The 14,712-nt window shown below is 63.3% G+C and carries 16 protein-coding genes and 1 other RNA gene; 8 read left to right on the forward strand and 9 right to left on the reverse strand.

Features of this window, described 5'->3' with window-relative positions; genetic code table 11:
* Positions 1–221: 221 nt before the first annotated feature.
* From Q5Z11_RS12100 to grpE, 5 genes are all read right to left on the reverse strand, one after another.
* Positions 222–1,331, reverse strand: coding sequence for a prephenate dehydrogenase (locus Q5Z11_RS12100; RefSeq protein ID WP_405051691.1), 1,110 nt, complete (start codon positions 1,329–1,331; stop codon positions 222–224).
* 2 nt (positions 1,332–1,333) lie between these two features.
* Entirely contained in the window at positions 1,334–2,242 is a 909-nt protein-coding gene (gene pdxY, locus Q5Z11_RS12105) for a pyridoxal kinase (RefSeq protein WP_303746656.1), read from the reverse strand.
* Between the two features lie 155 nt (positions 2,243–2,397).
* Positions 2,398–3,522 carry a molecular chaperone DnaJ gene (gene dnaJ / locus Q5Z11_RS12110; RefSeq protein ID WP_303746657.1) on the reverse strand — a complete coding sequence of 375 codons (1,125 nt, stop codon included), beginning with the start codon at positions 3,520–3,522 and terminating at the stop codon, positions 2,398–2,400.
* Positions 3,523–3,655: 133 nt separating this feature from the next.
* The gene (dnaK, locus tag Q5Z11_RS12115) at positions 3,656–5,575 is read right to left on the reverse strand and encodes a molecular chaperone DnaK (protein ID WP_303746658.1); all 1,920 of its coding nucleotides are present in this window, start codon (positions 5,573–5,575) and stop codon (positions 3,656–3,658) included.
* A gap of 144 nt (positions 5,576–5,719) precedes the next feature.
* Entirely contained in the window at positions 5,720–6,235 is a 516-nt protein-coding gene (gene grpE / locus Q5Z11_RS12120) for a nucleotide exchange factor GrpE (protein WP_303746659.1), read from the reverse strand.
* 185 nt (positions 6,236–6,420) lie between these two features.
* On the opposite strand from grpE, the gene recN reads away from it, so the two are divergent.
* Positions 6,421–8,088: a DNA repair protein RecN gene (gene recN / locus Q5Z11_RS12125; RefSeq protein ID WP_303746660.1), complete on the forward strand. Its 1,668-nt coding sequence runs from the start codon at positions 6,421–6,423 to the stop codon at positions 8,086–8,088.
* Positions 8,089–8,481: 393 nt separating this feature from the next.
* Here recN and fur read toward each other — a convergent pair whose 3' ends face one another.
* Positions 8,482–8,892: a ferric iron uptake transcriptional regulator gene (gene fur / locus Q5Z11_RS12130; protein WP_282271992.1), complete on the reverse strand. Its 411-nt coding sequence runs from the start codon at positions 8,890–8,892 to the stop codon at positions 8,482–8,484.
* A 104-nt stretch (positions 8,893–8,996) separates the two neighbouring features.
* On the opposite strand from fur, the gene Q5Z11_RS12135 reads away from it, so the two are divergent.
* Positions 8,997–9,386, forward strand: a complete 390-nt coding sequence (locus Q5Z11_RS12135; protein ID WP_303746661.1) for an outer membrane protein assembly factor BamE — start codon at positions 8,997–8,999, stop codon at positions 9,384–9,386.
* 19 nt (positions 9,387–9,405) lie between these two features.
* On the opposite strand, the gene Q5Z11_RS12140 is transcribed toward Q5Z11_RS12135, so the two are convergent.
* Entirely contained in the window at positions 9,406–9,663 is a 258-nt protein-coding gene (locus tag Q5Z11_RS12140; protein ID WP_303746662.1) for an RnfH family protein, read from the reverse strand.
* Between the two features lie 3 nt (positions 9,664–9,666).
* Entirely contained in the window at positions 9,667–10,095 is a 429-nt protein-coding gene (locus Q5Z11_RS12145; RefSeq protein WP_303746663.1) for a type II toxin-antitoxin system RatA family toxin, read from the reverse strand.
* A 56-nt stretch (positions 10,096–10,151) separates the two neighbouring features.
* On the opposite strand from Q5Z11_RS12145, the gene smpB reads away from it, so the two are divergent.
* Together smpB and Q5Z11_RS12155 are read left to right on the forward strand one after the other, a co-directional pair.
* A complete protein-coding gene (smpB, locus tag Q5Z11_RS12150) occupies positions 10,152–10,655 on the forward strand; it encodes an SsrA-binding protein SmpB (protein WP_303746664.1) in 504 nt (167 codons plus the stop codon).
* Entirely contained in the window at positions 10,655–11,074 is a 420-nt protein-coding gene (locus tag Q5Z11_RS12155; protein WP_303746665.1) for a GNAT family N-acetyltransferase, read from the forward strand. Before smpB ends, Q5Z11_RS12155 begins: the two co-directional genes overlap by 1 nt.
* Here Q5Z11_RS12155 and Q5Z11_RS12160 read toward each other — a convergent pair.
* A complete protein-coding gene (locus Q5Z11_RS12160; protein ID WP_303746666.1) occupies positions 11,071–11,661 on the reverse strand; it encodes a hypothetical protein in 591 nt (196 codons plus the stop codon). The two genes, Q5Z11_RS12155 and Q5Z11_RS12160, sit on opposite strands and share 4 nt — an antisense overlap.
* Positions 11,662–11,837: 176 nt before the next feature.
* Between Q5Z11_RS12160 and Q5Z11_RS12165 the strand changes: the two genes are divergently transcribed.
* From Q5Z11_RS12165 to Q5Z11_RS12180, 4 genes are all read left to right on the forward strand, one after another.
* Positions 11,838–12,206, forward strand: a complete 369-nt coding sequence (locus Q5Z11_RS12165) for a DUF6713 family protein (RefSeq protein WP_303746667.1) — start codon at positions 11,838–11,840, stop codon at positions 12,204–12,206.
* 89 nt (positions 12,207–12,295) lie between these two features.
* Positions 12,296–12,649, forward strand: a transfer-messenger RNA (tmRNA) gene (ssrA, locus tag Q5Z11_RS12170).
* 302 nt (positions 12,650–12,951) lie between these two features.
* Positions 12,952–14,337, forward strand: a complete 1,386-nt coding sequence (locus Q5Z11_RS12175; RefSeq protein WP_088375435.1) for a site-specific integrase — start codon at positions 12,952–12,954, stop codon at positions 14,335–14,337.
* Positions 14,338–14,339: 2 nt separating this feature from the next.
* A complete protein-coding gene (locus Q5Z11_RS12180) occupies positions 14,340–14,570 on the forward strand; it encodes a hypothetical protein (RefSeq protein ID WP_088375436.1) in 231 nt (76 codons plus the stop codon).
* Positions 14,571–14,712 lie beyond the last annotated feature (142 nt).

Here is a 14,712-nt window from a genome sequence, read left to right on the forward strand (position 1 = left end):
GGTTGGGGAGGGGTGCTTTGGGCTCTTGCAGTTGCAGTTGCTCTTGCAGCTGTTGCCTCGCGAGCTTCGCGGCTTACGCCGCTCCCACAGATCCGCCCCCTCCCTTTGGCGCAGCCAAGGGGAGGGTTGGGGAGGGGTGCTTTTGGGCTGTTGCCGTTGCCGTTGCTCTAGTTGCTGGCTCGCGAGCCGCGTGGCTTACGCCGCTCCTACAACCGATGCGCTTACCGATCCAGCACGCGGCCTATGCCGCTGCTGTTGATCTCGTCGCTGGCCGCTGCAATCACCCCAGCCGAATAAGCCTGCACGAAGCCCATACGGAAGTGCACTTCGCCACTCGGCGTACGCGAAGAGTGAATCGAGGCCAGGCTGATGCGATGCCGCTCGAACACATGCAGCAGCTCACGCAATGAACCGGCGCGATCCTCCGGCAGATGCACGCTCATCGCGCGTTGATCGGTCAGGTCCGCCAGCAGGTAACCAATACGCTCGAAGCTGTAGTTGCCATCGCGCAGGGTCTGCTCATCCACCGCGGCCTTGTTGTCGGCCAGATACTGCGTACGGAACGCCGCACGCGCGGCATCATCGCCCTGCCCCACCAGACCGCGCAGCTGCTGCAGCTGCTGCAAGAGGTGATCCAGCACTTCGCCTGCGTGCGGATTACCAAACTGGATGTCTTCGTAGATGGCCGGATTCAACGACAGGATGCGCGAGATCACCGCTGCATCCAGCTCGAACGCAGCCGAGCGATAAGGCATCAACTCGCTCAGCGAACCCAACATCGGCGCGTACTCGCGCAGCACGCCGGCCTGGGCCAGATGGGTGGCATGCACCATCGCCTGCACCAGCGCCATCACCCGGTCGTGGTGCTCGGCTGTCCCCCGCACGCATTCGGCCTGCAAGGCGATGCACAGTTCATCCAGCCATGCCTGCCAACGCGCATCCAACCGCGCTTCGCAGACCACCATCACCCTGCCCTTCAAGGTCGGCGCCTTGGGTGGCGCAGTCATCGGGTGCAGGCCTGCGACCGACGCCTGCGATTCCAGCATCGCCGCGACCGGCTCGGCCTTGATCGAGGTGACGTCCAGCCACAGCTTGCCGCGCTCACGCCCGGCCGATTTCCGGATGTAGTCGCGGATCAATGCAGGCGTATGTCGGATCGGTGCCGAGAACAGCAGCACATCGGCCTGTTCCAGCAACTGCTCCGGCGTCTGCGAGTCCACATCGACCGGATCATGACCGATCACCTGCAAGCCCATGCGCGTTTCGAAGAAACCGCGCAGCCAACGCCCAAAGGCACCGCCGCTACCGACGATGCCGATGACCGGACGCATGCTCACGCCAGACGCTCGGCGCGGAAGCGGTACGGGGTACCCAAGGCAGCTGGTGCAGCCGCCAACACGTCAAACTCTTCCACTCCAGTAGCCAGCGTCGCTTCCAACGCCGCATGCACGCCGGCGATCGCGCGGCTCACACCGTCCTCGAAACTATGGCCTTTGAGCAGGAAGGCGACCAGCAGCGACATCAGTACATCACCGGTACCGGCCACATCCACCGGCAGATGCGGCGAGGTCCAACGCCAGATCTGTTCGCGGCCGATGGCCAAGGTCACCAGCTCGCCCGGATCACCGGACACCGAATGCGCGATCACCCATTCCGGCCCGCGCTCCAGCAGCTTGCGCGAAGCAGCGATGGCATCGTCCTGCTCCAAGGCAGGCATACCGGTCAGCCGACCGAGCTCGAAGGCGTTGGGCGTTACCAACCAGGCATGCGGCAACAGGCGCTCGATGAAGATCTTTTCCAGCCCCGGCTCAACGTAGGGGCCGGTATGGGTGTCACCGATAACTGGATCCAGGCAGTAACGCAGGTTCGGCGATTGCGGCAGTACTTCATCCAGCCAATCAGCAAACGCGGCTCCATTGGCGACGCTGCCGAAATAACCGGAAACCAAGGCACCGGCGCGTTGCGGCAAGCCCCGTTCGGTTGCGCCCTGCAGCAGTTCCGCGAACCAGTCTGCAGGCAGCACACGGCCGCGCAACGTCGCGTAGAACGGCGCGTTGCTGAGCAGCGTGGTGGGAATTTCGGCGACGCGCAGGCCCAGGGCGCGCAGCGGCGGTACTGCCGCGCTGTTGCCGGCATGGCCGTACACAAGCTGGGATTGCACGGAGATCACGTCCACCGGCGACGGCCCATCCGGGCGTTGCCGACGACCGTGCACGAGATGGCTATGGTCGACTTCGTTCATCGCCCTATTCTACGTCCGCAGGGCAAGGCGCGACTGCATACGCTTGCGCGCGCAACCAATAGCAGAGGGCATAACGAGGTAGTGCCGAGCCATGCTCGGCAGGGGCATTACCGGGAACGCCTCTGCCGAGCATGGCTCGGCACTACAGTGACGCATCAGGACTTCATGCGTTCCCAGAAGCCCTTTACGCCGTCGATGAAGGTCGCCGACTTCGGCGAGTGCTTGCGCGCTTCTTCGCCGACAAAGGTGGCTTCAAACTGCTCCAGCAGCTTGCGCTGCTCGGCCGTCAGGTTGACTGGGGTTTCCACCACGACGCGGCAGTACAGGTCACCTTCGGTACGGCTGCGCACCGACTTGACGCCCTTGCCGCGCAGGCGGAACAGCTTGCCGGTCTGGGTCTCGGCCGGGATGCGGATTTCCGCCTCGCCGCCCAGGGTTGCGACACGGATTGCGTCGCCCAGCGCTGCCTGCGAGATACGTACCGGCACTTCGCAGTGCAGGTCATCGCCATCGCGGGTGAAGATGGCATGCTCGCGCACGCGCACTTCCACGTACAGATCGCCTGCCGGCGCACCGGCCGGCCCGGCCTCGCCTTCGCCCTGCAGGCGGATGCGGTCGCCGGTATCAACGCCTGCAGGCACCTTGACCGACAACACCTTGTCTTCCTCGACACGACCGTTGCCGTGGCAGGTCTTGCATGGCTTGCTGATGATCTGACCGCGACCATCGCAGTTATGGCAGGCCTGCTGCATGGCGAAGATGCCACGCTGCACACGCACCTGGCCACGACCACCGCAGACATTACAGGTCTCGACCTTGCGGTCTTCCGAGCCGCTGCCGTCGCAATCGCCGCACTCGGCCAGGGTCGGGATCTCGATGCGGCGCTCAACGCCGGCCACCGCTTCTTCCAGGTCCAGCTCCATCACGTAGCCGATGTCGGCACCGCGACGCGGCTGACGCGGACCGCCGCCACCTCCGCCAAAGATATTGCCGAAGATGTCGCCGAAAATATCATTCATGTCCGGACCACCCGGACCACCGCCGCCGCCCATGCCATGCTCGAACGCAGCGTGGCCGTGGGCGTCGTACATGCGCCGCTTATTGCCGTCGGACAGGGTTTCGTACGCCTCCTTGCACTCCTTGAAGGCAGCTTCAGCGGCAGCATCGCCCGGGTTGCGGTCCGGGTGGTGCTTCATCGCGCAACGGCGATAGGCCTTCTTCAACTCTTCATCGGTGGCGGTGCGGGCTACGCCCAGTACTTCGTAATAATCGCGTTTCATCGGCACATGAGGTTCTGTAATCGGGGTTGGGAATCAGGGACGAAAAGCCTGGTATTGCAGATACCGGAAGGGGATCCGGAAGCCGGAACAGTAGTTCCGGACCCCGAATCCCCAGTTACAACACCGGCCTTGCTTACTTCTTGTCGTCCTTGACTTCGGTGAACTCGGCGTCCACCACATCGTCATTGGACTGGGCACCGGCGTCGCCGCCCGGAGCCGGACCGCCCTGCTCACCAGCCGAAGCGGCGGCAAACAGCGCCTGACCGGCTTCTTCCAGCGACTTCGACTTGGCTTCGATCTGTGCCTTGTCGTCGCCCTTCATCGCGGTTTCCAGATCGGCCAGTGCGGCTTCAACCTTGCCGATCACGTCGCCGCCAACCTTGCTGCCATGCTCGGTGATGGCGCTGCGGGTGGCGTGGATCAGACCGTCAGCCTGGTTGCGGGCCTGGACCAGCTCCTGGAACTTCTTGTCTTCTTCGCGGTTGGCTTCCGCGTCGGCGACCATGCGTGCGATCTCTTCCTCGGACAGACCCGAACCGGCCTTGATCTCGACCTTCTGTTCCTTGTTGGTCTTCTTGTCCTTGGCCGACACGTGCAGGATGCCGTTGGCGTCGATGTCGAAGGACACCTCGACCTGCGGCATGCCGCGCGGTGCCGGCTCGATGCCGGACAGGTCGAACTTGGCCAGCGACTTGTTGTAACGGGCCTGCTCGCGCTCACCCTGCAGCACGTGCACGGTCACGGCCGACTGGTTGTCCTCGGCGGTCGAGAAGGTCTGCGAGGCCTTGGTCGGGATGGTGGTGTTCTTTTCGATGATCTTGGTGAACACACCGCCCATGGTCTCGATGCCCAGCGACAGCGGGGTCACGTCCAGCAGCAGCACGTCCTTGACGTCGCCGCCCAGCACGCCGCCCTGGATCGCAGCACCCAGTGCCACGGCTTCGTCCGGGTTGACGTCCTTGCGCGGTTCCTTACCGAAGAACTCGGTAACAGCCTGCTGCACCTTCGGCATGCGGGTCTGGCCGCCGACCAGGATCACTTCGCTGATGTCGCTCGAACGCAGGCCTGCGTCATTCAACGCAACGCGGCACGGCTCGATCGACTTCTTGATCAGCTCTTCGACCAGGCTTTCCAGCTTGGCGCGGGTCAGCTTGATGTTCAGGTGCTTCGGACCGGAAGCGTCTGCAGTGACGTACGGCAGGTTCACTTCGGTCTGCTGCGCGGAAGACAGCTCGATCTTGGCGCGCTCGGCGGCGTCCTTCAGGCGCTGCAGGGCCAACGGATCCTTGCGCAGGTCGATGCCCTGGTCCTTCTGGAACTCTTCAACCAGGTATTCGATGACGCGGTTGTCGAAATCTTCGCCGCCGAGGAAGGTGTCACCGTTGGTGGCCAGCACTTCGAACTGCTTCTCGCCGTCGACGTTGGCGATCTCGATGATCGACACGTCGAAGGTGCCGCCGCCCAAGTCATACACAACGATCTTGCGGTCCTTGTTGTCACCCTTGTCCAGGCCATAGGCCAGGGCAGCCGCGGTCGGCTCGTTGATGATGCGCTTGACGTCCAGGCCAGCAATGCGGCCTGCGTCCTTGGTTGCCTGGCGCTGGCTGTCGTTGAAGTAGGCCGGCACGGTGATGACCGCTTCGGTGACCTTTTCACCGAGGAAGTCTTCGGCGGTCTTCTTCATCTTTTCCAGCACGCGGGCAGAGATTTCCTGCGGCGCCATCTTCTTGGCATCGCTGGTCTGTACCCATGCATCGCCGTTGTCATGCGCCAGGATGGCGTACGGCACGTGGGCGATGTCCTTCTGCACTTCGGCGTCGGTGAACTTGCGGCCGATAAGGCGCTTCACCGCGTAGAAGGTGTTCTTCGGGTTGGTGACGGCCTGACGCTTGGCCGAGGCACCCACCAGTACTTCGCCGTCCTTGGTGTAGGCGACGATGGAGGGCGTGGTGCGATCGCCTTCCGAGTTTTCAATGACGCGGGCCTTGCCGCCGTCCATGATCGCCACGCACGAGTTGGTGGTGCCGAGGTCGATACCAATGATCTTGCCCATGGGGGACTCCTGAGATTCGTTTGCCGGCAGCCGCCGGGGATGAATGGGATGTGGGGGACGACCTGATGACATTCAAGTCATCCCCGGAACACTGTTTGCCGACGGCCGCGCCGGATTTAGGCAGCGGCCAGCCAGCGCGGCCGATCAGTCGGCCTGGGCCACCACAACCAGCGCCGGCCGCAGCAGGCGCTCGTTGAGCAGGTAGCCCTTCTGGAACACGGTCACTACCGCACCCGGGGCCACGCCAGCCGGTGCCGGCACCTGGCTGATGGCCTGGTGATGCTCCGGATTGAAAGCCTGGCCGGCCGGGTCCAGCAGGACCAGACCGTTGTCAGCGGCTACTTTGAGCAGCTGCTTGTAGGTCAGCTCCATACCTTCACGCAGCGGATTGGGCTCACCGCCAGCGGCAGCCAAGCCTGCATCCAGGCTGTCGAACACCGGCAACAATTCGCCAAGCAGCTTCTCGTTGGCGAACTTGCGGGCCTGGTCGATGTCACGGGCCACACGCTTGCGCTGGTTGTCCAGATCGGCGCGTTCGCGCAGCGATTCGGCCTTGACCTGCTCCAGCTCGGCACGCAAGGCCTCGATCTGGTCGTGCTGCGCGTCGTCACCGCCCATGGCGGCGTTCTCGGGGTCGAATTCAGTGTGCTCTTGGTTCATTTCCGGTTTCCTTGGCGGATGTTCTGCCGCCTACCCCGCCCCGTATGTGGGCTGTACCGAAAGTTTCAAGGCTCCGGCTCACTCCATGAGACGCTTTGTTCCTAATCTGGGCCGGCCATCGCCTGTCCTACATTGACCTATCCGGCCCGCATGCTAGCTTTGCGCGGCCCCTAGACCTGCCCGCCATGCTCAGACATCTATCGATCAAGGATTTTGCCGTTGTCCGCGCCACCGAACTCGAGTTCGGACCAGGCATGACTGTTGTTTCCGGCGAGACCGGCGCCGGCAAGTCATTGATGGTGGACGCATTGGGCTTCCTGTCCGGCCTGCGCGCAGACTCCGGCGTGGTCCGCCACGGCGCCAGCCGCGCCGAGCTGTCAGCCGAATTCAGCCTGGACGACGACGCCCCGGCGCGCAGCTGGCTGCGCGACAACGAGCTGGACGACGAGGAGCAATGCCAGTTGCGCCGGGTGATCCGCGCCGACGGCGGCTCCCGCGCCTTCATCAACGGCCGCCCGGTGCCGGTATCACAGCTGTCCGAACTGGCCGGCTTCCTGGTCGAGATCCACGGCCAGCACGACCAGCAGGCGCTGCTGTCGCGCCCCAGCCAGCTTGCCCTGCTCGACGCATTTGCCCGCAACGAGGCCGAGCGCACCGCTGTGCGTGGCGCCACCACGCAATGGCAGGCATTACTCGACGAGCGCGATGCGCTGTCCCAGCAAGGCGACGTCTCCGACCGCATCGGCTTTCTTGAGCACCAGCTCGGTGAGCTGCAGCGCGAAGAGCTGGAGCCGGCAGCCATCGCAGCGCTGGGCGCCAGCCATCGCCGCCAGGCCCATTCCACCGCCCTGATCGAAGCCTGCCAGCGCGCTGGCGGACTGCTCAATGGCGATGAAGACGAACCGTCGCTGCTCTCGTTACTGCAGCAGGTGCGAAATGAGCTAGGCAGGGTCAGCCAACACGACGCCCGCCTCGGCGAGGTCGACGCCATGCTGGATGCCGCCGGTATCCAACTGCACGAAGCGCTGGCCCAGCTGGACCGGGTCCAGGACGACCTGGATAGCGACCCGGAAGCCTTCGAGGACATCGAGCACCGGCTGAGCCGCCTGCACGATCTGGCCCGCAAGCACCGCGTGCCAATGGAAGAGCTGGCCGCCACCCGCGACCGCCTCGAAGCCGAGCTGGAGCAGCTGCGCGGCGCCGACGAGCGGCTGGCCAAGCTGGCCGGCGAGATCGACAAGGCTGCCGCCCGCTGGCAGGCCGTGGCTGCCAGCCTTTCCAGCAGCCGCCAGGCGGCAGCCACCTCCCTGTCCGACACCACCACCGCGCTGATCGGCGAGCTGGGCATGGGTGGCGGCCAGTTCCTTATCGAACTGGAGCCACAGACACAGCTGCGCCCGGACCCGAATGGTGCCGAGCGGGTCGAATTCCTGGTCGCCGCCAACGCCGGCCAGCCGGCCCGGGCCCTGCGCAAGGTCGCCTCCGGCGGTGAGTTGTCGCGCATCTCCCTGGCCATCGAAGTCGCGGCATTGGGCTTGGACGCCGTGCCAACCATGGTTTTCGACGAAGTGGACTCCGGCATCGGTGGCGCCATCGCCGACATCGTCGGCAAGAAGCTGCGCGCCCTGGGCGAGCGTCGCCAGGTTCTGTGCGTGACCCATCTGCCGCAGGTCGCCTCCAAGGGCCACAGCCATTACCGGGTCAGCAAGGCACCGGTGGAAGGCATGACCCAGAGCGCGGTTGAGCTGCTGGATGCCAAGGGCCGCGAGGAAGAGCTTGCGCGGATGCTGGGCGGTGCCGAGGTGAGCAAGGAAGCGCGGGCCGCGGCGCGGAAGTTGCTGACGGAAGCCTGATAGCAAAGAGGCTTGGCTTTTGGCTTTTGGCTTTTGGCTCTGGCTCTAGCTTTAAAGCCCCTCTCCCGCCTGCGGGAGAGGGGTTGGGGTGAGGGCAGCTTTGGGCTCTTGAGGCTCCGCTCCAAAAACACCCCTCCCCAACCCTCCCCTTCGCTGCGCGAAAGGGAGGGAGCAGATCTCGAGCGGGAGCGCTGCCCGCTGAGGCCGCACCCGTGAAGCCCCTGCCGAGCATGGCTCAGCACTACAACGGCCTTGGCAGTGCCTTGGGAAGGCCCCTGCCGAGCGTGGCTCGGCTCTACATCCAAGCCATTGGGGGACACAAACAAAAACACCGGCCATTGGCCGGTGTTTTCAATTCAGCAGCAACAGCCCAGAGGCTGCGCCGCCAACGCCTTATTTACGCTTTTTGCGCACATAGAGCACCAACGAGTGCTCCTCCAGCTCGAAACCGTGCTCTGCCGCAATCTTCCGCTGCAGCTCCTCGATTTCCGGGCTTTCGAACTCGATGATCTTGCCCGAGTCCACGTCCACCATATGGTCGTGGTGGCCGCCACGGTCCAGCTCATAAACCGCCTGGCCGCCCTCGAAATTGTGCTTGAGGACCAGCCCAGCCGCCTCGAACTGGGTCAGCACACGGTAAACCGTGGCGAGCCCGATCTCATCACCGCAATCAAGCAGCTGGCGGTAGATGTCCTCGGCAGTGAGGTGGTGGTGCTGGGGGGTGTTCTGTTCGAGCAAGGCAAGGATGCGCATCCGTGGATGCGTTACTTTCAAGCCGACTTTGCGCAGGTCATTGGATTCCATAGCCATCATGTTCATTGGCGGTTTAACGCCAGTTATCTCCGGTCAGATCGCGCTGGGTGCCGGGGAGTGTATCATCGACCTGATTTCCTCAACCGCCCTACCTAATGCGCAACCTCCTGTTGATCGCCGTTGTCGCCCTGTCCACTACTGGCTGCGGCATCATCTACAAGCAGCCCATCTATCAGGGCAACCTGATCCGTGAACAGTCCGTTGCGCAGTTGCAGGTCGGCCAAAGCAAGCAGCAGGTCAATGCGCTGCTGGGCACGCCGTCCATTGCCGACCCGTTCCACGCCCAGCGCTGGGACTACACCGCCAGCCAGCGCGTGAACCGCCTGGGCAAGACCGAGGTGAAGAACTTCGTCGTTTTCTTCGAAAACGACCTGGTCACCCGCTGGGAAGGCGAGTATTTCCCGACCCAGGACGCGGATCTGGCCCGCAACAGCGTGCGTCAGTTCGGCCGCAACCTGGCCAAGGACAAGAAGAAGGGCCGCTGACCCGGCGCCTCTTCGCAGGTCAATCGCCGCCGCGCGCCCGCCGGCGGCGATTTTCTTTGGGGTCGACCAGCAAGGGGCGTAGCAGCTCCACCCGATCGCCGTCCTGCAGCAGTTGCTGTGGCCGCGCCAGCACACCGTGCACCGCCATTGCCACTGCTTCCGCTGCACCATCCAGCGCCGCCTCGGCCACCGCATCGGCGACCGTGCAGCCTTCAGGCAGCTCCAGCTGCCGCTGCTGGTAATGGTCCGGCCAGGCCAGTACCACCTCTACGCGCATCGCTCAGAGTTCCTGATCGGCCACGCGCACGAAATCGTTGACCATGCGGTCAGCCAGCCCCTGGAAGCCCAGCGCCAAGGCCGGCCCCAGCAACCGCGAAGTCGGTTCGAACTCCAGTTCCAGACTGACCTTGCAGGCGCCTTCGGACAGGGCATGGAACTCCCAGCGGCCGTGCAGGCGCTTGAACGGGCCTTCGCGCAGCTTCATATCGATGCTGTGCGGGCGCTGCAGCGTGTTTTCGGTCATGAACCAGGTACGGAACGAACCCAGCCCCAGATCGAGCCTGGCGACCAGCCGCTCCTCGCCCTGCTCCAGGATTTCCGCCTTGTCACACCAGCGGAACCGGCCCGGATAGGCGGCGACATCGTTGACCAGGTTGAACATGCGCTCGGCGGAGTGTTCGACCAGCGCGCTGCGACGAATGGTTGTCATGGCGATACAGATACAGAAAGTGTTCGGGGAGCCCCCGAATCGGAGACAATACGGAAATGAGCAAGAAACAAAGCAAGGATAAAGCAAAGAGCGGGACGGCCGACAAAACCATCTCGTTGAACAAGCGCGCGCGCCACGAATTCCACCTGGAAGATCGGGTTGAAGCCGGCTTGGTGCTGCAGGGCTGGGAGGTCAAGGCGATCCGCGCCGGTCGCGGCAACATGACAGACGCCTATGCGTATGTCCGTGATGGCGAGATCTTCCTGATCGGCGCGCAGATCACCCCGCTGATCCAAGCCTCCACCCACACCGTTCCGGAAGACCGCCGCCAGCGCAAGCTGCTGCTGCACCGTCGCGAGATCGACAAACTGATCGGCCGCGTCGAACGCGACGGCTACACGCTGGTGCCTACCGCGATGTACTGGAGCAAGAACAAGATCAAGATCGAGATCGCGCTGGCCAAGGGCAAGCAGAATCACGACAAGCGCGATACCGCCAAGGAACGCGACTGGGACCGTGAGAAGCAGCGCGCGATGCGCGCCCACAACCGCAACGCCTGATGTCTACACAGCGCGCAGTGCAGGTAGCCAGCGCGCAGGATGTGCAGACGCTGTGCGCAAAGCTGCTGGCCTTCAATCGCAAGGCCAGCGGCCATAGTTTCGATGAGCTGCCAGTGCAGCTGGCCAGCCATGACCGGGACGGAACCTTGTGCGGCGGATTGCTCGGCGATATCTGCGCAGGCTGGCTCGCCATCCATGTGCTGTGGGTTGATCCGCAGCTGCGCGGTCAGGGATTGGGCAGCCAACTTCTGCTACAGGCCGAGCAACAGGCCAAGGCTGCTGGCGCGCACAGCGTTGTGCTGGATACCTTCGACTGGCAGGCCGAAGGCTTCTATCTCCGGCACGGCTACGAGGCTTTCGGGCGACTGCCCGACTTTCCGCCCGGCCATGAACGCATCTACCTGCGCAAGACGCTTTAGCCCATCAATATCCGACGCAGATCGCGTCGTTGCACGCCGGGCGATTGCAAGACCGCGTACAGCACACTCAGGCTGACCACTTCACTCAACTCAACCGCTCTGCGGTCATCACCGCCGAGCCATCGCCGTGCTTCCTCGGCAGCTTCCGGCGGCAACAGGGCAAGAATCGCGGCATCGTCCAAGCCATCAACCTGCAGCTGCAGCGCGCGCGAAAACCGCATGACACGCGCGGTATGGATCAGCAACTGAGCCAAACCCAATGCCATCGCGACGACTGCAGCCCGCTCCACCCCGGCGGCCACGAGTCCAGACCATGATGATTGCAGCACCAGCAACAGCACTACCGCCACCAGATAGACACCAAGCCAGCGCTGACGCACTCGCCGCACCCAACCCAGAAGTCCCGCGCAGAGCAGCAACACCAGCGGCGCCAGCTGCGGCCAATAGCTCCGCCCCAACCACGCCGTGATCACCACAACAACCACCAGCAACAGGTAGAGCGGAGCCGGCGCCAGCGCGCGTCGCCGAAATCCTGTTCCAACTCCACCTGCCAACAATCGCAGGCTGCGCAGACCGCGCTGCTGCATGACCACATCCACCAACTCTAACTTGATGCCGACCATGGTCCGTCGGCAGACGTCGCAGAAAGGTCGGTGCGGCGTTAAGCCCCACCTGATGCATTCAAGTTGATGCGACGACGCAGACGCAGGTAGCCATGAAGATAGTTGACTAGACTGGCGCCCTACCAAGGAGCTCTACGACGATGGATCGCTGGTACACCGCAACGCTGTTGTCGCTGATCGTTCACCAGATAGATGCCGCTTACTGGCACGAATGGGAGATGTTCCGCGTGCCCGGCGGCATTCAAGGCTTTCTGTTGTTCAACGTACTGGCAGTGGGCCTGCTGCTCCACGGCTATCGGCAAGTGGCGTTGGCTACGCCACAAGCGAGGCGTTATGCCCTGCTCTGCGGCGGCATTGGTGTGCTAACCGCCCTGCTCCACGCCGGCTTTGCCGCAACAGGCAAAGACCAGTTCGGCCTGCCGTTATCCATCGCGACCATTGTCGCCTGCCTGGCGACAGGCACCGGCCTTTTGCTGAAAGCCCGGCAAGATCCCAATTCACGCGGGTGACTGTTCAGGGTTTTCCCTGTAGCATTCGTCTCGTCAGCGAGGCTGTGGTCAGAACATCGTCTACAGCCCTCATGAATCAACGTCTTACCGGGGGTGCACTGGTTTCGACGGGGGTTGTGAAGTCGCTTGGCGCATGCCGAGGGGGTAGCTTTCCTCGTAAATCCAGCTGCAAAACTCTAGTTGCCAACGACGACAACTACGCTCTCGCCGCTTAAGGCGTAAGCCCCGAACCCACTTGTGCCCGTGCTCGTGGATGTAGGGTCATTATCACGGAACCGGCTGTGACGGCTGCCTGTCAGTCATGGCTTAACCAAAACAGGCTGGTCCTGGGGTGCGCTTTGCACACCGTGCTGCCACGGGACGAGACCCAACGGTGAGCTAAGCATGTAGTGCCGGGGATGGAGTGCCTTCGGACGGCGGTTCAATTCCGCCCACCTCCACCATTCTCACCTGCAAAACTAGCGTAAGTAGCTTGATTTTGCAAGGTTTATTGGTGATTTACGAGCCTCAAACGATACCCCTTCAAGGTATCGTTTGAGGTATCGTTTTGCCCAAACCCTTTCTGTTGAAGCGCGCCAGCGGGCTCTATGCCCGCTTTCTTGTGCCCGCTGACCTGCGCTCGCTGTTGGGGTGCCGCTTCCTCGTCCGCGCCCTGCCCGGTCGAGGCGACGCCGCCCGACTGGTCGCGGCACGCATGGCGATGGCACTATCAGAGTCCTTCAAGGCGCTACGCACAGGGACGATAGTGAACGACGACATCAAGGACATCTTGCGCAGGGTGCGCGAGAACGGGCATCAGGACCTGACTATCCAACAGGTGCGCCTGCCCAACGGGCTGACGCTCGGCGGCGTGGAAATCAACACGGCCGAGGACCGCCGCCTGTTCCGGCAGACCGTTCAGGACTTGAACGCCCTGGCAGCAAAAGACCCGCTCATGGCGGGCATGCACGGGTGGGAACCACCACGGCCCCCAGCACCACCTGCGCCTCCCGCCGGGCCGCTGCTCTCCGAGCGCATTGACGTCTACCTCAGCGACATGCGGCGAGCCCAGCGGGCCGTGCGCAACGTGATGGACACCGAATACACGCTGCGCCTGTTCCTCGCCCTCGGCGGCGACAAGGCGATTGAAGAGGTCACGGCCACGGACGTGCGTTCCTTCCTGGACGCCCTGGCGGTCTACCCGGCAAATGCCAGCAAGAAAGCCGTGTTTCGTGGCCTGACGCCCCTGGAAGTGGTGCAAAAGGCGAAGGGCGGCGGCCACCCCACCCTGCTGGAACGCACCCAGGAAAAGCGCCGCGACCACTTGGCCGCTTTCTTCAACGCTCAGGCCGACGAGGCCCTCATTCCCAAGGCGCCGCACAAGGCCATCATGAACCGCTCCAAGTCCAAAACTGATGCCCCAACCCGCGAACCCTTCACGCCCGCAGAGCTGGCCGCGCTGTTCGATTCCGAAGCCTTTCCTGAGTGGGCCAGCAAATACCCGCACCGCTGGTTCGGCTCTATCCTGGGCGTGGCCACGGGCGCGCGCATCAATGAGTTGGCCCAGCTCTACGTCGATGACGTGGCCGAGGTTGGGGGCCACTGGGGCATCCACATTCGCGCCCAGCGACCGGACCAGCGGCTGAAGAACGCGCACTCCTCGCGTTTCGTCCCCCTGTCCGACACCGTGCTGCAGGCGGGGTTCCTGGCGTTCGTCGAGGACGTGAAGCGCGCCGGGTTTGAACGCCTGTTCCCGCACCTCCAGCACACAGAGGCCGGCGGCTACGGCGACACCATGGGCGACCAGTTTCGCGCCTACGCCATCAAGCGCGGCCTGACCGGCCGCCTGAAATCCTTCCATTGCTTCCGCCACAACATCGTGAGCAACCTGGTCAACGAGCGGGGCATTGCCATCCAGGTGGTGCAGGAAATCACGGGGCACGACCTGACCTTGCCCAGCGGCCTCAGGCACTACGTCAATCCGGGCACCATCCCGAAACGCTTTGACGCGCTGAATGCGTATGGCCCGCCGGTGACACTGCCCGCCTACACCTCCGGCCAGTTTGAGCTAGCGTTCAAGCAGGTCCGCCACATCGAGCGGCGGCGCGCAACGGCCGCGAGCAAACGCCACTCAACCAGCCAGAAAGGATAGCCATGGAAACATCACCCAAATCACTGAAAGCTGCTTCGCTGAAGGATATCGAGGAAGCTATTGCGCAGGCCCTCTCTCAGTTCACCGCCTTCTCACCCACTGTCGAAATCCGGGCATTCGAAGTGGTCGAAGCAACCGCAATCGATGTATTGACCCGTGACACCTATCGTTTTGAGCTGAAAGTGAAGGTTCCGAAGCATGACCCCACCAAAGGACACTTCGATTTTGAATGAGCGCGCGCCCGATATGCTTTGCAGTAACAGAAAAGCACTCATGCGTTTGCCTTCTCAGAGCCTAAAGCTTTGCTAAAGCTCCCCTGCTTTTGCCCTTCGGCTTCGGGGTCGCCTCCGGCTCCCCCTTGCCGAAGGGCAAAGT

The organism is Stenotrophomonas sp. 610A2, assembly GCF_030549615.1.
In the GTDB taxonomy this organism is placed as follows: Bacteria; Pseudomonadota; Gammaproteobacteria; order Xanthomonadales; family Xanthomonadaceae; genus Stenotrophomonas; species Stenotrophomonas pigmentata.